21 protein-coding genes are annotated in these 18,743 nt (G+C 65.3%); 6 read left to right on the top strand and 15 right to left on the bottom strand.

What is annotated here, in order from left to right:
• Positions 1 to 50 precede the first annotated feature (50 nt).
• On the bottom strand, positions 51 to 680 hold the full coding sequence (locus ACERI1_RS00795) for an ArsR family transcriptional regulator (RefSeq protein ID WP_373616120.1): 630 nt from the start codon (positions 678 to 680) through the stop codon (positions 51 to 53).
• Between the two features lie 407 nt (positions 681 to 1,087).
• Here ACERI1_RS00795 and ACERI1_RS00790 point away from each other — a divergent pair, with 407 nt between their 5' ends.
• Positions 1,088 to 1,423 carry a hypothetical protein gene (locus ACERI1_RS00790; RefSeq protein ID WP_373616119.1) on the top strand — a complete coding sequence of 112 codons (336 nt, stop codon included), beginning with the start codon at positions 1,088 to 1,090 and terminating at the stop codon, positions 1,421 to 1,423.
• Between the two features lie 23 nt (positions 1,424 to 1,446).
• Here the strand turns inward: ACERI1_RS00790 and ACERI1_RS00785 are convergent, their stop codons facing one another.
• Positions 1,447 to 2,724 carry a DNA double-strand break repair nuclease NurA gene (locus ACERI1_RS00785; protein WP_373616118.1) on the bottom strand — a complete coding sequence of 426 codons (1,278 nt, stop codon included), beginning with the start codon at positions 2,722 to 2,724 and terminating at the stop codon, positions 1,447 to 1,449.
• Positions 2,725 to 2,850: 126 nt separating this feature from the next.
• Here ACERI1_RS00785 and ACERI1_RS00780 point away from each other — a divergent pair, with 126 nt between their 5' ends.
• Entirely contained in the window at positions 2,851 to 3,114 is a 264-nt protein-coding gene (locus ACERI1_RS00780) for a hypothetical protein (protein ID WP_373616117.1), read from the top strand.
• Between the two features lie 265 nt (positions 3,115 to 3,379).
• Positions 3,380 to 4,900 carry a 2,3-bisphosphoglycerate-independent phosphoglycerate mutase gene (gene gpmI, locus ACERI1_RS00775; protein WP_373616116.1) on the top strand — a complete coding sequence of 507 codons (1,521 nt, stop codon included), beginning with the start codon at positions 3,380 to 3,382 and terminating at the stop codon, positions 4,898 to 4,900.
• 152 nt (positions 4,901 to 5,052) lie between these two features.
• Here the strand turns inward: gpmI and ACERI1_RS00770 are convergent, their stop codons facing one another.
• Together ACERI1_RS00770 and ACERI1_RS00765 are read right to left on the bottom strand one after the other, a co-directional pair.
• Positions 5,053 to 7,224: an alkaline phosphatase PhoX gene (locus ACERI1_RS00770; RefSeq protein WP_373616115.1), complete on the bottom strand. Its 2,172-nt coding sequence runs from the start codon at positions 7,222 to 7,224 to the stop codon at positions 5,053 to 5,055.
• Between the two features lie 279 nt (positions 7,225 to 7,503).
• Complete coding sequence (locus ACERI1_RS00765) at positions 7,504 to 7,932, bottom strand: hypothetical protein (RefSeq protein WP_373616114.1); 429 nt, start codon at positions 7,930 to 7,932, stop codon at positions 7,504 to 7,506.
• Positions 7,933 to 8,341: 409 nt separating this feature from the next.
• Between ACERI1_RS00765 and ACERI1_RS00760 the strand changes: the two genes are divergently transcribed.
• Positions 8,342 to 9,355 (top strand): sodium:calcium antiporter, encoded by a 1,014-nt coding sequence (locus ACERI1_RS00760; RefSeq protein ID WP_373616113.1) that lies wholly within the window; start codon positions 8,342 to 8,344, stop codon positions 9,353 to 9,355.
• Between the two features lie 185 nt (positions 9,356 to 9,540).
• Complete coding sequence (locus ACERI1_RS00755) at positions 9,541 to 10,833, top strand: O-acetylhomoserine aminocarboxypropyltransferase/cysteine synthase family protein (RefSeq protein ID WP_373616112.1); 1,293 nt, start codon at positions 9,541 to 9,543, stop codon at positions 10,831 to 10,833.
• Positions 10,834 to 10,837: 4 nt separating this feature from the next.
• Here the strand turns inward: ACERI1_RS00755 and ACERI1_RS00750 are convergent, their stop codons facing one another.
• Positions 10,838 to 11,014, bottom strand: a complete 177-nt coding sequence (locus ACERI1_RS00750) for a hypothetical protein (protein WP_373616111.1) — start codon at positions 11,012 to 11,014, stop codon at positions 10,838 to 10,840.
• Between the two features lie 178 nt (positions 11,015 to 11,192).
• Here ACERI1_RS00750 and ACERI1_RS00745 point away from each other — a divergent pair, with 178 nt between their 5' ends.
• The gene (locus ACERI1_RS00745) at positions 11,193 to 11,723 is read left to right on the top strand and encodes a DUF5813 family protein (protein WP_373616110.1); all 531 of its coding nucleotides are present in this window, start codon (positions 11,193 to 11,195) and stop codon (positions 11,721 to 11,723) included.
• A 260-nt stretch (positions 11,724 to 11,983) separates the two neighbouring features.
• Here the strand turns inward: ACERI1_RS00745 and ACERI1_RS00740 are convergent, their stop codons facing one another.
• From ACERI1_RS00740 to ACERI1_RS00695, 10 genes are all read right to left on the bottom strand, one after another.
• The gene (locus ACERI1_RS00740) at positions 11,984 to 12,214 is read right to left on the bottom strand and encodes an Lrp/AsnC family transcriptional regulator (protein WP_130500687.1); all 231 of its coding nucleotides are present in this window, start codon (positions 12,212 to 12,214) and stop codon (positions 11,984 to 11,986) included.
• Positions 12,214 to 12,960: a TrkA family potassium uptake protein gene (locus tag ACERI1_RS00735; RefSeq protein WP_373616109.1), complete on the bottom strand. Its 747-nt coding sequence runs from the start codon at positions 12,958 to 12,960 to the stop codon at positions 12,214 to 12,216. The genes ACERI1_RS00740 and ACERI1_RS00735 overlap by 1 nt, the downstream gene beginning before the upstream one ends.
• Before the next feature lie 139 nt (positions 12,961 to 13,099).
• The gene (locus ACERI1_RS00730; RefSeq protein WP_373616108.1) at positions 13,100 to 13,330 is read right to left on the bottom strand and encodes an Lrp/AsnC ligand binding domain-containing protein; all 231 of its coding nucleotides are present in this window, start codon (positions 13,328 to 13,330) and stop codon (positions 13,100 to 13,102) included.
• An 81-nt stretch (positions 13,331 to 13,411) separates the two neighbouring features.
• Positions 13,412 to 14,014 carry a dTMP kinase gene (gene tmk, locus ACERI1_RS00725; RefSeq protein ID WP_373616107.1) on the bottom strand — a complete coding sequence of 201 codons (603 nt, stop codon included), beginning with the start codon at positions 14,012 to 14,014 and terminating at the stop codon, positions 13,412 to 13,414.
• 65 nt (positions 14,015 to 14,079) lie between these two features.
• Complete coding sequence (gene fabG / locus ACERI1_RS00720; protein WP_373616106.1) at positions 14,080 to 14,829, bottom strand: 3-oxoacyl-ACP reductase FabG; 750 nt, start codon at positions 14,827 to 14,829, stop codon at positions 14,080 to 14,082.
• Positions 14,826 to 15,773: an ACP S-malonyltransferase gene (locus ACERI1_RS00715; RefSeq protein ID WP_373616105.1), complete on the bottom strand. Its 948-nt coding sequence runs from the start codon at positions 15,771 to 15,773 to the stop codon at positions 14,826 to 14,828. The genes fabG and ACERI1_RS00715 overlap by 4 nt, the downstream gene beginning before the upstream one ends.
• A 27-nt stretch (positions 15,774 to 15,800) precedes the next feature.
• The gene (locus ACERI1_RS00710; RefSeq protein WP_373616103.1) at positions 15,801 to 16,247 is read right to left on the bottom strand and encodes a holo-ACP synthase; all 447 of its coding nucleotides are present in this window, start codon (positions 16,245 to 16,247) and stop codon (positions 15,801 to 15,803) included.
• Between the two features lie 2 nt (positions 16,248 to 16,249).
• Positions 16,250 to 17,473, bottom strand: a complete 1,224-nt coding sequence (locus ACERI1_RS00705; protein WP_373616102.1) for a beta-ketoacyl synthase — start codon at positions 17,471 to 17,473, stop codon at positions 16,250 to 16,252.
• A 1-nt stretch (position 17,474) separates the two neighbouring features.
• Entirely contained in the window at positions 17,475 to 17,720 is a 246-nt protein-coding gene (locus tag ACERI1_RS00700; protein ID WP_373616101.1) for an acyl carrier protein, read from the bottom strand.
• Positions 17,721 to 17,771: 51 nt separating this feature from the next.
• A complete protein-coding gene (locus tag ACERI1_RS00695; RefSeq protein ID WP_373616100.1) occupies positions 17,772 to 18,743 on the bottom strand; it encodes a zinc-binding alcohol dehydrogenase family protein in 972 nt (323 codons plus the stop codon).

Below are 18,743 nucleotides of genomic sequence, written 5' to 3'. Positions count from 1 at the left end.
CGAACGCGCCATCGGCGCGAGAACGGGAGACGTTCGGACGCTGGCGGCGACTACTGGACGATCGAGATGCTGTCGTCGTATCGCGTGATCAGCTTCGAGTCGTGATCGTAGCTGATGACGCCGACATCGGCCATCGCAGGCAGGTGAGAGTGGTGCAGTGCGACCGCCGCGCGGTCAGCGTCGCAAAACGGCCCGCCGGCACGTGCACTGAGTCGAGCCGCGAGTTGCTCGAGTGAGAGCGGTTGGTCGCTCGCTTCGAGCACGGAGAGAATGCGCATCCGGACGGGATCGACGAGTTGCTGGAGCAGTTCGTCGGCGTTTTCGTCCTCACAGACCTCGAGAAAGATCGAGAGGTCCGCAGGACGGACCGGCGGTTCGTCGACGAGTGCGACGCCGGTGTCAGTCCAGTCGACGATCGCTGCGTCCTCGAGTCGTGGCAAGTGATTGTGAACGAGGCTGGTCCGCACGTCGTGTCGTGCTTGTCCGGTCAGGTGATCTGCGTCCATCCGGTCGATCAGTGCCGTCGTCAGTTCCGCCAGCGGAAGTCGTGTGTGCTGGCGTCCGAGAATCTCGATGACGCGAAGTCGGCGCGGATGGCGAAAGAGTTCGTAACACTCCGACGGGACGTTGACGAGCGGCCCGGGGGTGGTGTCGTCGCCGATATGAGCGTCCGAAGTCATTAGCACTAGTAAGCCATCCATGGATTATAAGACCCGTTCCAAAACGATTTGGCTCGTGAAGATGCGATTACTCCTGTATCCGACGAGTAACATGCTGAATCGCTCACAAACTGCAGTTGATGGGAATTACCGTTGGGAATGTGGTGGCGAGATTCGAACGCAGTCCGTCTCACCGAGCACTGAGACGGGCCGCTGTCACTGGGTCCCGTCGGGTCCGCATGGCGAATCGTGGAGTCGCCCACACTGATCGACAGGTGCCTACGAGAGTCGGTAGAACACTATTACTGACTCGCAAAGAAGATGCTACTCACTCCATCAGCTCATACACTCTTATTACGATCGCTCGAGCGGGTCGGCTCGGTGTCGTGAGCGCTGTATTTTTGCGTCCACGAGGCGTATCATTCCCTATGCTTCAGGTACGCGGTCGTGCTGGCGGGACGGAACTCACCGGCACACTGTACGAGCGAGGTGAACGAGCCCCCTCGTTCCGCGGCGCACCGGACGAAGACGCCGCGTACGTCTGGGTTTGTGACGAGTTCTACGAGGTCGATAGCGGGGGGACGACCCAGCTCGTCGACGGTCGCGAGGTTAACCTCGCCTTCGAGTCGCCGATGCCGCGGGGCTTCGACACCCGCGACCAGGCACTCGAGGGAGCCAAAGAACACGTCAGAACGCAGTTCGCCCGCATCGGGGTCGATCCAGACGATGTCGACCTCGAGGTGGAGAAAAACGACGCCGAGTGACCGGATCGGCGCGACTGACCCGGTCAGTACGGCTGGTCGTTCCAGCGGTGATCGTCGTAGGTCCGGTCCTGAACCGCGTCGAACTGCTCCTCAAGCGTCTCGCGAAGCGAGGCCTTCTCCGCGTTGCTGATCCGAGCGAGTTCATCGGCTTTTTCGACGATCGTCGGCGGGCCGTGTGCGACGGCGACGTCCTGTAACACCTGCATCGTCAGTCGCTCGCGCATGTCTTGGTCTTTCGTGAACGCGTAGGGTGCCTCGATCCGATACAGCAGATCGTCACGCGGATCGTAGACGACGAAAAACGTGACTTCGTAAGCCGACCGCTCGAGGCGACGGTCGACGCCGAGTGCATCGCCCTCCGCTGACAGCGGCTGATCGACGCCACCGCGTGAGCGGAACCAGTTCGTATAGGTCAGCGCCGACATGTCCCGCTCCCAGCGCTCGCCGTCGACGTCGTCGACGTACTCGCCGCGCTCGAGCAGCCGGGTAAACAGCGCCGAATCGTCTGCCCACGGGACGCTAACGTCGATCTCCCGGTTCGATTTCAGCGTCCGCGTGACGACGCGCGTCGCGGGGTTTTTGACGAAGCCGACGAGTGGCACGTCCCGGTCGACGAACGTCTCGACCAGCCGGACGTAGTTCTCGAGGACGGTCGTGGGCCGCGGGTCGTCGAGCAGGAAGTCGGCCAGATCGGGGTGCTGGTCGGCCCAGCGCAGCAGGCCACGTGGATACAGCGGCCCGTCGAGGACGAGGAGATCAGAAACGTCGTCGGCGTGATCACGGGCGTGGGTGCTCTCGGCGAGGTACAGCGCCAGTGCGTGGACGACGCCTTCGGCGAACCGCGGTAGCGGTGGGATCTTGACCGCGCGGCTCCGGCTGTAACCCTCGTCGAACTTGCCCCACGTCTCGTCGACGGTCATCGTCTCGTCGTTCGAGTGGACCGTCATCACGGTCGTCCGCGACCGGTGGAGGTCGAGGTCGCTCGGCGTCGCGCTCATCGCCGCCTGCGCGATGTCGATGACGAGCCCGTTTTTGAACGTCGTCGGGTTGATCGTCCCCGCGTCGAGGCCGTGTTCGGTCGGGAACTCGCGGTCGCGCAGGGCAACGGCTTCGCAGTCGACCAGCCGCCGCGCCTGCTCGTCGACCGGCTCGAGGACTCGCCGGCCATCGTCGAGCAAGGGATCGAGAAACTCCTCCCAGACGGTCTCGGCGAAGGCGCGACGGTCGCGCTCGTCGGTCCCGTGGTCGATCCGCCTCGCGAGTCGCGCGATACCGTCGAAGTGGACCGGATCGAGCGTCATGACAGGGGGCTCCCGCCCAACCCGCAAAAAGCCAGTGGTCGTGAACGACGGAGATGTTGACTCGGTGCCGTGTAAATTACTATCAGAAAACGTATGTATGGACGGCTCGAGACTGGAGATATCTGGATGTCCGAGCGAGAATCGGCGACCGTTACCTCCGACGAGCGTGCGATCAACTGGCGACAGAACGGGTCCGGGGTCACCATCTACGAAGAGGGGAACCCCGACGCCTGGATCCGGGCCGACTTCGAAGCCGGCGTCCCGCCGGAACATCGCCTCTTTATGATCTGTGACGAGTGCGGTGCCGTCTTCGCACAGCGGAGTACGCCCGGCAACGCGACCGTCTGTGGCGACTGCGGGACGACGTTCGATCACCCACAGAACGACTGAGACGGACTACTGTCAGTCAATGCTGGCGAACCCATAGCTCGCCTTGTGATGTCACAGGGCCCAGTACCAGCAGCCCGTATGACCACGCGACACTGGCTCGAGTCGGCTCGTCTGTGCGACACAGTCGGGCGCTGGAACCGGTCGCTCGAGTCGGACCACAGAGTGATCCCAGTACTGATACGTTTGTGACGAACGGTGCCTGCAGCCGGCCGCCGCTGACGACGACAACGACAGCTAGTTACGACATGCCGATTTCCCGTCTGATATGGAAGCTGCGCTGATCGTCCTCGACGGCTGGGGACTCGGTGACGGCGGCAGGGACGCGGTCGACGCGGCCGAAACGCCGGTTTTCGACCGCCTGGCAGAATCGGGCGCGTACGGACGACTCGAGGTCGCCGGTCGACGCGTCGGCCTCCCCGAGGGACAGATGGGCAACAGCGAGGTCGGCCACCTGAACATCGGTGCCGGTCGGGTCGTCTATCAGGAGTACACCCGCATTTCGGACTCCATCGCGGACGGCTCCTTCCGGGAGAACGACGCGATCAACGGGGCGTTCGACCGAGCGCGTGACAACGACGGTCGGGTCCACTTCGTCGGCCTCGTCAGCGACGGAGGCGTCCACTCCGATCAGGAACACCTCCACGCACTGATCGAGTTGGCGGCAGACCGTGACGTCGAGGCCGTCACCCACGCGATCACCGACGGTCGGGATACCTCGCCGACCGGGGGCCGAGACTACCTCGGCACGCTCGAGGACGTGATCGCCGAGCACGGCACCGGCGACGTGGCGACGGTCTCGGGCCGGTACTACGCGATGGACCGCGATCAGAACTGGGAGCGGACCAAACGAGCGTACGACGCCATCGCCAACCGCGACGCGGAGTGGACCGCCGAGTCAGCCGTCGACGCGGTCGAAGAATCGTACGACTGCGGTGAGACCGACGAGTTCGTCAAGCCGACACTCATTTCGGATCAGCCGGCGCTCGAGGACGGCGACGCAGTCGTCTGGTTCAACTTCCGCTCCGATCGAGCGCGACAGCTCACCCGGATGCTCGCGGACATCCGACCCGACGACTGGGTCGATGAGTTCGCAACCAACCCACCGGATGCCGAGGTCGTGATGATGACTCAGTACGACAAGACGTTCGACCTCCCCGTAGCTTACCCGCCGAACCAGCCCGAACAGGTGCTCGGCGAGGTGCTTGCCGACGCCGGGAAGACGCAGTTGCGGATCGCCGAATCCGAAAAATACGCTCACGTCACCTACTTCCTCAATGGTGGCCGCGAGGTCGAGTTCGACGGCGAGAGCCGAAAGATCGTCAAGAGTCCCGACGTGCCGACCTACGACCAGCAGCCCGAAATGAGCGCGCCCGAGGTGACCGACACCGCGATCGACACCATCGATTCCGACGATCCAGACGTCCTCGTGCTCAACTACGCCAACCCGGACATGGTCGGCCACACCGGCGACTACGAGGCAGCCATCGAGGCCGTCGAAGCCGTCGACGAACAGCTCGGGCGACTCGTCGACCGACTCGAGGCCGCCGACGCACATGTCCTTATCACCGCAGATCACGGCAACGCCGACGACATGGGGACCGAAGACGATCCCCACACGGCACACACGTACAACGAGGTGCCGCTGGTCTATCTCGCTCCCGACGGCTCCGACGGCGGTCGCACCGTCCGCGAGGGCGGCACGCTCGCCGATATCGCGCCGACGATGCTCGAGGCCATCGACCTCGACCAGCCACCCGAGATGACCGGCGAGTCGCTGCTCGAGTGAGCGCGTCGTGGGTCGACCGCGGTGCGACGACGGACTGACAGAAGCATTCAGCAGTTACGTTCCTCGAAACGGACAGGAGATGGCACACTCGTCACCGTCCGTGTTCGTCGTCGAATCGATAGCCACAGTGTTTGCCGACGGACGGCGCTCCGTCAGTCGTCGTTGTCCGTTCGTCCGCGACCACGTCCCGGCTGATCGGTGGGACGACCTGGGAAGCCGTCGGCGGCGTCGTCACCGGCTCCGCCGTGGCCACGCCCCGGATGGTCGGTCGGACGGTCGGGGGAGTCGTTTTCCGGCGGTTCGTACACGTAGAGGCAGTCGTTGCTGTAGGAGCGACCGAACTGATCGGCGTCCTCACAGCAGAGCACGCGACCGTCGTCCATCACGAGCACGTTGTCGACGTTGATGAGCGCGTCGTCCGCGACGGCCGCCGGATCGCTCGCGTCCGGCCCGACGATGACCGGCTCGAGCTCCGAGACGTTGAAATCCGCCTCGAGTTCCGCCCGATAGACGACGCCGCCGTCGACTCGTTCGAGCTGGACGTCGCCAACGTCCTCGTAGCCCTCCTCGGCAGAGAGGTCGTCGTTGAGTTCCGAGATGGCGAAGTAGACGTAGTCGCCCGGACCGGCCCCGTCGACGCTGTCGACGCCCTCGGCTTTGTTGAACTCGATGGTCGCGCCGATCTCCTTGGCAGCCGCGCGCGTCTCGAGGAACGGCACGCGACGGAGTGCCGGATCGACGCCGTCTGGACCGTTTGCCTCGTACTGGTCGGCCCAGCGGACGATCTCCGCGTCGGTGATGTAGTCCTGATTGCCGTTTTCGACGACCTCCCTGTCAGCTTCCTCGAGTGCGGTTTCGAGGTCCGTTTCCCAGTCGGTCTCGGCGTGGGTCTCGAGGTAGTCCGTCTGGGTGATACCGTCGTACTTGGCGATCCACGCCTCGACCTCCCGGTTCGTGGCGTGGCCCAACTCGAGCCACTCGAGCTCGAGGTTGACTGCCGCCGGCGGCAGTTCGCGAGCAGCTTCCTCGTTGGTCACTTTGGGGGCGTAGAGCGTGCCGGCGACATCCATGGGATCGTCGTAGCTGTCGATCGGCTCGTCAGCAACGAACTTGTAGATCCCTTTACTGTCGCCGTCAGAGCAGCCGTAGACGGTCTTTTTGTCGGACTGGATGTCAGGTGCTTCCCAGGCGGCCCGTCCCATCACGTAGTATTTGACCGGCTGTGGCGGGTCAGCCGTCGGCTCGCGGACGTCGACGTGGTAGCCGTAGCGGTAGGGGTTGGGATAGACGTCGTCGATCGGCTCGGTCGTGTTCCCGTCGGCGCCCTGATCGACCGGGTCGGAACCGAGGTAGTACGCGAGGAACTCGACGCCAGTCATCGCCCAGTAGCCCTGAATACCCCAGGACTCGTCGCCGTAGTAGTCATCAATGGCGCTCTGAATCGCCGAGGGGTTCGGTCGGTTCCAGAACTCGTGGGCGCCGCGGCGTCCCTTGCCCGTCCCCGCCTCGACGATGTCGCCGACGGTCGCGGCCAGCGAGACGCGCGGGTGCGCGTAGTTCTCCTCGGAGGAGAGCATCGTCTCCCACGGGCTCAGATCGCCGTAACAGTTGATGCGCGTCCCGCCGAGTTCGCGCATCGGCTCGGTGTTGGCGAGATTGATCGCGTTCTCGAGGTCGGCCTCCCACTCGCCATCGTCGGTCCGGCTGATCGGAATCCGAGAGACGTTGCCGGGGCTGTTCTCCCAGTTGGTAAAGAGGTAGCCCTCGGTGCCGTCCGCAGTCGTGGGGACGAACTGGTTACAGTCAGGGTTGTACGCGGCGTCGCCGTACTGTGTGCCGGCGAACGCGTCGGTCGTGATATTCTCGCCGTCGGGCGTCTGGACGACGCCGAGTTCTTCGGTGCCCCCGTTGATCGGCTCGTGGGCCTGTGCGAGGAACGTGTACTCGCCGTCCGCGCCACGAACCGTCTGCTGTTCGGCGTTCGTCTGGGGCGTCGACAGTTCGTCAAAATCGTCGTTGCTGCCGTCGAGCTCGAACTGGAAGCCGCTGAAGTAACCGATACCTGCCTCGTCGTACGGCGCGGGGTTGTCGCGGCTCGGGTGCTGGAGGCTGTAGAGCAGCGAGCCATCACCGAACACGAACGGTCCGGTGACTTCCGCGCCGAGCGCGGTCGAGGAGAACCGCTTTAACTCTCCGTCGACGTGCGGTGCCAGCGGCGTATCGGGATCGTCAGGGTCGGCGGCGCTCGCGACGCCGGTGACGCTTGCACCCAACGCTGCGGCGACCGAGGCTTCCATCAGGTTTCGTCGAGTTAAATCGACCATCAGTTCCGTAACGGATTATCCGATTATAGGACCTTTATATTTCTAATATTTATCTGCCCATTCCAGAACAAAGTGTATAGAATGCTATGGAGGTCTCCGTTCCGTTCACGTTGCGACCGGTCCGGCAACCGTCGACCTGTGCTTGCGCTGATTCCGATCCGACATCGTGATCCGATAAGTCGCTCGAGCTCGGTGCTCGTCCGTGTCTCGTGGCAAAAATAGATGCGTCTCACCGCTCACGAACGGGTCCAGAGCCAGTGCCGACGAGGCCGGCGTCAGCTACTCGAGACCCTGTTCGGCGGCGTTCGTGCGGATCTCTTGGGCGCGCTCGCGGACGGATGCGACGTAGCGCTCGATCTTTGGTGGCGTCTTCCCGTAAAACGACGCCACCCAGTTCACGTCCGTCCCTGGCATCGTGAGGAAGTACGCCGCGAGCGTATCCCGGCCGGCCTGAATGACCTCCGGCGGAACGCCCCGGTCGCCGGTACCCGCTTCCTGGAAACCGTTCGTGTCGAAGTAGATATCGGCGTACAGCGTCGCCGTCTCCGGATCCTCGAACGTCACCGGCGTATGCTGGGGAGCCTCGAACCGGTACTGCGGTGTCTCGGCGTCTGGCGGCACGACCTCGAGAATTCGGACGTCCAGTATGTAGTCGTTGTAGACCGATTCTGTATCGTCGCTCGATGACCGTGGCGGTGATTCGGACATAGGTGATCGATATCGCTCGGCAGCGGTTCGGACGGCGGTCCGCCGCACGTACCGTCGCGTCGTGCACCAAGTGCCGGGCGCCGTGCGTATGAGCGTTGCTAGTAGCAGTACCAATGCCCACGAAACGCTCACGAGCGGTATAGAGCGCTCCCTCGCTCCAGCCCTGTCGATAAATTGGGTCCGTCACATCGCGTGGCTCGATGGCCGCTCGAGCACCCCGCAGTGGGGCGATCGCAACGCCCATCGCCGCGAGAGTCTGCCATCTTTACACGTCTGCGCGAGAAGGACGAGACATGGAAGCGGAAGCCGCCGAGAAAGCGGAGACGCGCGAGACAACCGCTCAACGAGGCGAGCGCACACGAACGTCTCAGCACGGATCGACGGTCGGTCGTCGACCAGCGGCCCAGTCATGATCGAGATCGCGGGGCTAATCGCCCTCGCTGCCGTTGGAACGGGCGTACTCTGGTACGGCAGCGCCAGACTCGAGGAGGCAGCCAATGACCTCGCGGCCGCGTACGGCCTGCCGGCGGTCGTCCAGGGAGCCGTCATTGCCGCTGTCGGCTCAAGCATGCCCGAGCTGGTGAGCGTGTTGCTCGCGACACTGATTCACGGCGAGTTCGAACTCGGCGTGGGATCGATCGTCGGCTCGGCAGTGTTCAATCTGCTGGCGATCCCCGGCCTCGCCGTGGTGGTCGGCGGCGGCATCGATACGTCGCGCGAGCTAGTCTACAAGGAGTCACTGTTCTACATGCTCGCGGTCGCGTCGCTACTGTTGACGTTCTCGCTGGCGGTCATCTACAACCCGGTTGCCGGCAGTGGCCGGCTCATCCAAGGAAACGTCTCACGCCCGCTCGCGCTGTTTCCCGTCGCGCTGTACGGCCTCTACATCTTCACCCAGTACCTCGACGCCGCCGACGAAGGCGCAACGACGGACACGTCGGTCGACGTGCTCCCGACCTGGTTGCAGTTCGGCGTCGGGCTGGTGGCGATCGTCCTCGGCGTCGAGGGGCTCGTCCGGTCGGCTGTCGGCCTCGGCGACGCGTTCGGGACCCCCTCGTTTCTCTGGGGAATGACTGTCGTCGCCGCCGGCTCGAGCCTGCCCGATACGTTCGTCAGTCTCGCGGCCGCACGGGCGGATCGACCGACGGTGACGCTGGCGAACGTCCTCGGGAGCAACACCTTTGACCTGCTGGTCGCCGTCCCGGTCGGTGTCCTCGTCGCGGGCTCGCTGACGATCAATTTCGCCCACATCGTCCCGATGATGGCCTTTCTGGTGTTCGCGACGATCGTCTTCTTCGGGATTTCCCGAACCGAAATGCGACTCTCGACACGCGAGGCGTGGCTGCTGTTGGGACTCTATGGCGCGTTCGTCTGCTGGCTGCTCTTAGAGAGCCTTCGCGTCGTCACCGTGCTCGAGGTCTGAGACAGACTCCTGCCAGCCAGTTCCGGTGGGACCGCGACCCGCACTGCGGTCCCACCGGGACATCAGTACAGCAGACCGTATGAGTGCCATGCGGTACTCGGTAATATCTGCCCGCATCTCGGTCGTATTCCGGCGTCAAGGGAAACGCGAGGGGTTTTACGTAGAGTGGCTGCAACGGCTCTGGTATGAGTGACGAATCCGATTCGAACGGCCATCGCTTCGCAACCAACAGCATCCACGCCGGCCAGGAGTCCGACCCGACGACGGGAGCCCGGGCACCGCCGCTGTACCAGACCACGTCCTACGAGTTCGAGGATACCGACCACGCCGCCGCGCTGTTCGGCTTAGAAGAGCTCGGCAACATCTACTCGCGGATCATGAACCCGACGAACGCGATGCTCGAGGAACGCATCGCGACGCTGGAAGGCGGCGTCGGCGCACTCGCGACCGCCTCGGGGATGGCCGCGTTCGACCTCGCGACGTTCATCCTCGCGGACGTCGGCGACAACATCGTCTCCTCGTCGTCGCTGTACGGCGGGACCTACACCTACCTCACCCACACCGTCGCGAAACGCGGTGTCGAGACGAAGTTCGTCGACACGCTCGACTACGAGGCCTACGCCGAGGCCATCGACGACGACACCGCGTTCGTCCACCTCGAGACGATCGGCAACCCCGCGCTCGTCACCCCGGATATCGAGCGCATCGCCGACATCGCTCACGAGCACAACGTGCCGCTGTTCGTCGACAACACGTTCGCGACGCCGTATCTGTGCCGACCGCTCGAGCACGGCGCGGACCTCGTCTGGAACTCGACGACCAAGTGGATCCACGGCGCGGGCTCGACCGTCGGCGGCATCTTGGTCGACGGCGGCTCGTTCCCCTGGGAAGACGGCGACTTCCCCGAACTCACCGAGCCGAACCCGGCCTACCACGGCGTCAACTTCCGCGAGACGTTCGGCGACGCGGCCTTCGCGTTCGCCGCTCGGACCCGCGGCCTGCGAGATCTGGGCAACCAGCAGTCGCCGTTCGACGCCTGGGTCACGCTCCAGAAACTCGAGTCGCTGCCCCTGCGCATGGAGAAACACTGTGAGAACGCGATGGCCGTCGCGGAGTACTTAGAGGACCACCCCGACGTGGCGTGGGTCAACTACCCCGGCCTCGAGAGTCACGAGACCCACGAGAACGCCGCGAAGTATCTCGAGGGCGGCTATGGCGGCATGATCACGTTCGGACTCGAGGGTGGCTACGACGCCGCCGAAACGGTCTGTAACGAAGTCGACCTGACGAGCCTGCTGGCGAACGTCGGCGACGCGAAGACGCTGATCATCCACCCCGCGAGCACGACCCACCAGCAGCTCACCGAGGAAGAGAAGCTGGCAGGCGGCGTCACCGACGACCTCGTACGTCTCTCTGTCGGCATCGAGGACGTCGACGACGTGATCGCGGATCTGGATCAGGCGATCGAACAGGCGTAAGGAGTCACGAGCGAGTGCGGCGGTCTGACGTGGCGTCAGTGGTGCTGTCACGGTCGTCTTCGTCGGCTGCCTCGCTGTCGGCATCGGTCCCGACGATCGGCAAGCCGGAGCCGCGGTCCCTGTCCGTCCCGAGGAGGCGAGCGAATCGACGACGGTCCGCAGTTTTTCGATCGAGAGTCATGCCGTCGAGCGATGCCGGAACGCCGGGAAGTACCCTGCATTCGTTTCGGACACAACGCGGCGTTTCTCGGTGAAACGATCCGATATCGACCGCCAAACGGCCATCGTTCGGTCGCCGCCGAAGCGGCGAGTCAGCTAGTCCAAAACACCCTTTTTCGTCACGCCCCTCTGGGTGACCGATGACCGATCTTCCGGCCCCCATCGACCGCGCACTCGAGGCCCACGACGCGTTCGATCAAACTGACGACGGCTACGCCCTCACGACGACCGTCTTCGAGACGACCGTTACAGCCGAGGACGCCGACGGCAAGCGCGACGGTCGTTTCCGCGTTACCGTCTTTCTCCCGACGCTCGACGCCGCCGTCGCCGGTGAGCACGTCGCCGACGTCGTCGAAGATGGTTGGTTCGAAACGCTCGAGCGCCGCCTGGGGGACGTCTTCACTGTCGCCAACACGAGCACCCACGACGAACCGGTCGTCGAACGCGACGCCGAGGAGGTTCGGGTTCACCTCGCGTACACTGCCTGGGACGCAAGCGAGGGCGTCGAAGACGCCAAAGCACTCCTCGAGTTCGTCGAAGGCACCTACGCACAGGGGATCATCCCCGGCTACGAGTACCGCGGGCCAGCGGCGACGTTACTCGAAAACGCCCAGCAACAGGGTCAGCAGGCCGCAGACGACAACGGGGGCAGCGGCGGCATGCCTCTATAATACGCTGGCGGCTGTTTCCGGGTGAGGCTCACAGCTATGGCCGGGAGCGTGGCTCGAGCAGATGCGAGAGCCATGCGACCCGGGGAAGGGCAGGCACTCACCCTGTTACTGACCGCGAGCGAACCCGACGGGTGAGCGAGCGGGCCGACGACCGACCCGGAGGGGAGGAGTGCTTTTGATCGAAATTTTGCCGAGGGGCATCGGACTGGCGACAGCGTAGCTGCCGCCAGCCCGATAGACCGCAGGGTAAAATTTCGTTTCTAGTCCATCGCGATGTACGTCTGTGTATCCTCGATGCCCTCGACCGCCTGAATGCGGGTCGCTGCGATCTCTTTGACTTCCGCCGGTGTCTCGACCTGTGCTTTCGCGATGAGGTCGACGTCGCCGGCGACGATGTGCGCCGATTGCACGCCCTCGATCGATTCGATGCTGTCTCTGAGCCGATCCGCCTCGCCCGTGTTCGCCTTGATCATAACGAATGCCGTAACCATTAGTTCACACCTCCAGTGTCGCTGTTCGTATCACGATCCGTCGAGACCGAACTCGAGCCCGACCCCGCGTTCGCAGCCGCCTGCATCGGCGTCTCACCGACCAGCAGTTGGCGGACCTCGCTCAAGACGTCGAAGTCCGCGAGGACGACGAGCCGGTCGCCGTCCTCGAGCGAACTGTCTTCGCTCGGGATCTCGAGGGGACTGTTGTTCTTGCCGAACGCGAGGACGGTCGCGTTGGCTGGCAACTGCAGTTCGCTGAGCGTATAGCCGTTGACGGGCGCGCCGTTGGTGATCGTCAGTTCGACGACCTGCAAAGAGGGTGCAACGTCGGCGATGGCGCGAATCGTCCCGCCCAACAGGGCGTTTTTGGCACCGATCGCGCCCAGCCGCTCGGGGTGGATGATCTCGTCGACCTGATCGGCGTACTTGCGGTAGATCCCCTCACGGTAGGCCTCGTCGATCCGCATGACGGTTCGACAGCCGTGATGGTTCCCGATCATGCAGGCAGTGAAATTGACGTTGAGGTCGCTGGTCAACGCGCCGACGGCATCGGCGTCCATCACACCGGCTTCCTCGAGAACGGCCTCGCGGGAGCCGTCGCCCTCGATGACGGGAAAGTCCTGATTCTTGGCGCGTTTGATCCGTGATTCGTCGCGTTCGACCAGCGTTATCTCGTGGCCTTCATCGCGGAGGACGCGCGCCGTCCGCAGCCCGACCCGTCCGGCCCCAATAATGACGAACTGCATAGACAGGCGTACGCTCGCCCCTGTGAATAAGTTTGCCCCGGACTAGCATGGTCGGTGGTCGAACGATGACTGTGATCGGAGAAACGAACGCGCTTGGCGACGCCGACACGACGATACCGTCACAACCGCGATCGGGCCGTCATCCCATCGCGATGTAGGTCTTCGTCTCGGAGACACCGCCGAGTTGCTGCATCTTCGACGAAGCCGTCTGGAGCACGTCGTAGACCTCCGGGGCGTCGATCTCCGCGATGATGTCGTAGTTGCCCGCGACGATGTGCGCGTCGGTGACTAACTCGAGCCCACCGATCTCCGCGAGCAGGCCCTCGGATTTCCCGGCAGCGGTCTTCACCATGATGAACGCATGGACCATCGCCAGTGTGGTACGCTATGACACGACTAAAGCCTTTGCCCGAGTTTCGATCGCGCTCGACGACGAGGTGTCGAGGCGAGCTTAGCGCGACTCGCCGAGCGCCTCGGCCAACACGTCGGTCGTCGCCTCGAGGACTGTCTCAGGCGATTGGGTCGCGTCGACGCGGACGAAACGGTCGGGGTCACGCTCGAGGAGCCGTTCGTAGTTGTCCCGCACCGACGCGAGGTACTCGGCGCGCTCGAACTTGTTCGTCGTCCCCGCGCGGGCCGCGGCGGTTTCGGGGTCGAGATCGAGGTAGATCGTCAGGTCCGGCTCGATCGAGAACGGTCGGTGGACGTCGGCGACGTACTCGAGAGGGTCCGCAAGCCCGTGGCCATCGGCTCCCTCGAGGGTCGCGCCCTGATAGGCAAAGCGCGAGTCGGAGTAGCGATCGGAGATCACGAGGTCGCCGCGCTCGAGGGCAGGTTCGATCACCCGCGAGAGGTGGTCGGCGTGGTCGGCGGTGTAGAGAAAGAGTTCCGCCAGCGGATCGGCGTCGTCGTCTTCGATCGATCGGTAGACGGCGTCGCCGTACCAGGAGTTCGTCGGCTCCCGCGTGAACACGGCGTCGGGATAGCGCTCGTGTAAGGCCTCCCAGACCGTCGTCTTGCCGCTGCCATCCAACCCCTCGAGCGTGACGAGCATGGTCGCACCTCGTCGTGATGGGTACTACAATCTGTCGAGAGGGTTGGACGCATCGACAGCCGAACTTACACCGCGAGACCGTCGTCGACGCGCACGACCTCGCCGTTGACGTACGATGCGGCGTCGCTGGCCAGAAACGCGATCACATCGGCGACTTCCGCAGGTGTGGCGACGCGACCGCTTGCGGTATCCGTCTCGACAGCCGACTCGTGGCCCCGTGAATCCGCGAGCAGGTCGGTGTCGGTGTAGCCGGGTGCGACGGCGTTGACGCGGATGCCCTTGCCCCCGAGTTCGCGGGCCGCCACACGCGTGAGGCCGAGGACGCCGGCCTTGCTCGCGGCGTAGTTGGCTTGCCCGGCCCAGCCGTGCTGAGCGGCGACGCTGGCGACGTTGACGATGCGACCGCCCCCGTCGTCGCGGCCCAACATGCGTCTGGCCGCTTCCCGCGTGCAGTAGAACGTCCCTGTGAGGTTAACGTCGATGACCCGCTGCCACTGCTCGGGAGACATCCGAACCAACAGCCCGTTGGCCATCGTTCCGGCGTTGTTCACCAGCACCGTCGGGGGACCGTACCGCTCGGCGACGGTCTCGAACGTCGCCGCTACCGCGTCGAAGTCGGCGACGTCGAACCGTTCGACCGCTGTCTCGGCGGGGAACGACGCCAGCGCCGCCGCCGTCTCGTCGGCAGCCGCGTCGTCCTCGTAATAGGTCGCGACGACGGTCGCTCCCTGCTCGGCCAGTCGCGTCGCCACCGCGCGACCGATGCCGCGTGTCCCGCCGGTGATGACCGCGACCTCGCCGTCGAAGTCGATCACGCGAATACCTCCCGGGCGTCCGCGGGCGTCTCGAGCGTCCAGCACTCGGCTTCGGGCGCGATACGCTCGACGAGTCCCGCCAACACACCAGCCGGCGGGAACGCGACGAACCGCTCGATACCCTGTGTGCGGAGCGTGTCAATGACAGCTACCCAGTCGACCGGCGACGTGATCTGGGCCGTCAGGTCTCGCCGTGCGACGGTCGGCTCGGTATAGCACTCGCCGGTCACGTCAGAGACGACGGGGAGTTCGGCCTCACGCAACGTCACGTCGGCCATCGCTGTTTCGACGCAGTCGATGGCTGACGCCATCACCGGCGAATGGAACGCCGCGCCGACCTCGAGTTCGCGAAACCGGGCGGTCGTCCGCTCCGAGATCGTTTCTTGGACCGTCGCCACGCCCTCGGTCGTGCCACTGATGACAGTCTGTTTCGGTGCGTTATATAGGGCGACACCGACATCATCGCGGGCGGCACAGGCCTCGGCGACCGTGTCCGGGTCGGCCAGCAACACTGCGACCATCGTCCCCGGGCCGTCGGCGGTCGCCGCCCGTTCCATGCACTTGCCTCGCCAGTGGGTGAGTGTGGCCGTGGTCGCGGGCTCCATCGCGTCGGCGGCTGCTAGCGCTGTGAAGTGCCCGAGGCTGTGGCCGGCGACGGCTGCCGGCTCGACATCGAAGCGAGCCGTCAGCCCCTCATAGACCGCGATCCCTGTCGCCAACAACAGCGGCTGGGTGTTGCTTGGACGCTGGATCGCCTCGGCGGTCCCGTCGAAGCACAGCCCCGGGAGATCGATCTCGAGGGCATCGTCCAGCCGATCGAACATCGCTCGCGTCTCGGGCCAGTCGTCGTAGAACGCCCGTCCCATCCCGACGGTCTGGCTCCCCTGCCCGGGGAAGAGAAACGCCGTCCCGTCGAGCGTCGTGGCGGACTCGGCAGTGGTCATATCAGTGCTGTGAATCAGACCATCCGCTTAGTGGTGTCGAGTCCCCACGACAGTGACCGAGCCGACGGCATACCCTGCTGTCTGATCGTGGCTCAGGCTGACGTCGATGTCGGCCATCGCGAGCGAACTGCCACGTTCCTCGAGCGTCACAGCGAGCGCATCGGTCGCGACGGGAGCAAGCGAGAGGTGGGGGCCGTCGGCCTGGCGATCGATTTCGATGGCGGCGGTGGGCACGCCGGGGGACGCACCGGCGAGTGTCTTCAGGAACGCCTCCTTGGCCGCCCAGCGGGCGGCGTAGTGCTGTGGTGGATCGGCCTGTGCCTCACAATAGGTCTGTTCGGTCGACGTGAACACGCGGTTGCGAAACGAGTCATCGAACTCGGAGAGGAGGTCGGCGATACGGGAAATGGCGACGATGTCGACGCCGTGTGCGACGATGGGACCCGAGTCACGGGGAACGCCGTCGTCGGCCATCGTTACGGGCGCTCGAACACGAGCGCCCCGTTGGTCCCGCCGAAGCCAGCCGACGTACTCACGGCGACATCGACAGTCGTCTCGTGTGGCTCGGTGACCACCGGCAGCTCACAGGCCGGATCGGGCGTCTCGTAGTTCGCCGTCGGCGGGATCGTCCCCTCGGCGATGGTCCGGGCGACGACAGCAGCCTCGATCGCGCCGGCAGCGCCGAGTGGGTGCCCGAGGTGGCCTTTGATACTCGTCGTCGGCGGGACGCCGGTCTCGGCGAACACCGTCGCGAGCGCGTCGGCTTCACGCGCGTCACCGACCGGCGTACTCGTCGCGTGAGCGTTGACGTGATCGACGGCGGTCGGCTCCCTGTCGGCATCGGACAGCGCCTGCTCGAGACAGCGTCGAAGCCCGTCGCCCGATTCAGCCGGTCGCGTGGGGTGGTGGGCGTCGGCCGACCGACCGGATCCGGTGATCGCGGCGTACGGCGTCGCCCCGCGCTCGCGGGCGTGGTCGCGTGCCTCGAGGACGACGATGCCACAGCCCTCCGAGAGAACGAGCCCATCCCGGTCGGTGTCGAAGGGGCGACTCGCCGCCGCGGGGTCGTCGGTACGGGTACTGAGCGCCCGCATCGCGTCGAAGCTGCCGACGCCGAGCGGCGAGATCGCGGCGTCGGTGCCACCAGCAACGACGATATCGGCCCGACCGCGTCGGATGTCGTCGGTCGCGACCGCGATGGCGTGGGTACCCGCCGAACACGCCGTGCCCGGCGCGCGGTTCGGCCCCTTCGCACCGATGGTCATGCTGACGTGGCCGGCTGCGAGGTTCGTTAGTGCGCTCACGAGAAACGACGGCGAGGGGCGCTCGCCCGCCGTAGCTTCGATTTCGGCCAGGCCGGCCAGTCCGGAGCCGATACTGGTCCCCACCCGTTCGGCGTTCCAGTCGGGACTGGCAGCGTCGAAGCCGGCATCGGCCAGTGCCCCGGCAGTGGCGGCGACGGCGAACTGAGCGTACCGGCCCATCGTCCGGTCGTCGACACGGTCGTCGGGCGCGACGGCTGCTGGATCGGTCTCCACCTCACAGGCGATCGAGGCCCGCAGCCCCGCCTCGTCGGGGTCGAAACGAGTGATCGGCCCCGCGCCGCTCGCACCGTCGAGCAACCCGTCCCAGGTCCGGTCGACGCTCTCGCCGAGCGGTGTTACCAGACCGAGGCCGGTCACGACCACGTCGCGGCTCATCTCAGGCGCGCTCGGCAACGTACGTCGTCAGGTCACCAACTGTCTCGAGGTCCTCGAGATCATCATCAGGAACGTGGACGCCGACCTCTGCGTCGATGGCCTCCGCTATTTCGACCAGATCGAGCGAATCGGCGTCGAGCGCCTCGCCGTCGAACGGCGTGTCATCGTCGAACGCGTCCGCGTCGACACGCAATCGGTCAGCAACGATCCCTTCGACACGGTCGGGTACACCCTCAGTAGCTGTCATATGCTGTCGTTCCGTGACCGCCGCTAAAACCGTCCCGGTTCTCGTCGGCCCTTATGATTCGAGGACGATCGTGCCAACGGTCTCGCGGGCGGCGAGCGCGTCGTGGGCCTGCGTGGCGTCCGCCAGCGCCAATGTCCGGTCGACGACGACATCGACCTGCCCGGTGGCAACACTCTCGAGCAGCGACGGCACCGCACCGAGGACGCGCTCGGGGACGTGTTCGAGGGCGTGCTCGAGGTGGTAGCCGCGGACGGATTGGTTCGCGAAAAACAGCCGCGGGGTCGCCACGGTCGGCACGGAGCCGCTCGCCATCCCAAACGAGACGATGCGACCGACCGGCGCGAGCGCGTCCACGCTGGCAGCAAAGGCGTCGCCGCCGACCCCGTCGACGACGAGGTCGACGCCACGGTCGTCCGTTCGTTCGTGGACGGCGTCTGCAACGTCGGTGTCGGTGTAGTCGATGGTGTGGTCGGCCCCGAGCTTTCGAGCCAGCTCGCGTTTCGCTGTGGTGCTCGCGGTGGCGAAGACGGTCGCTCCGGCCGCGGCGGCCAGTTGGACGGCAAGCGAGCCGACGCCGCCTGCCCCAGCATGGATCAGGACTCGGTCGTCGGCCGAGAGGTCGCCCCACTCGTGGAGGACGTTGTGGGCGGTCAGCCCCTGGACCGGCAGGGCAGTCGCGTCGGCCCACGGAATCGAGTCGGGGATTTCGAAGGTTCGGTCGACGGGTGCCGTCGCAACCGCCGCGTAGCCGCCGGTCGACGACAGCGCGGCGACGCGATCGCCGACCGCGAAGTCACTCGTCGCCGGCGCGGTCGTGACGGTACCGGCGACGGCCAGCCCCGGGACGAACGGCGGCGACGGACTGTCGGGGTAGACCCCGCGACGTTGCTCGAGGTCGGCGAAGTTGACGCCGGCGGCGGCGACGTCGATAGCGACTTCATTCGCGTTTGGCGTAGGTGCGTCCCGGTCGGTGACCGTCAGGACGTCGCTGCCGCCGTATTCAGGTACTTCGACAGCTCGCAT

The sequence above is a fragment of the Natrinema sp. HArc-T2 genome, assembly GCF_041821085.1.
In the GTDB taxonomy this organism is placed as follows: Archaea; Halobacteriota; Halobacteria; order Halobacteriales; family Natrialbaceae; genus Natrinema.
The sequence above is the reverse complement of the archived record's forward strand: the minus strand, read 5'-3'. Positions and strand labels throughout refer to the sequence as shown.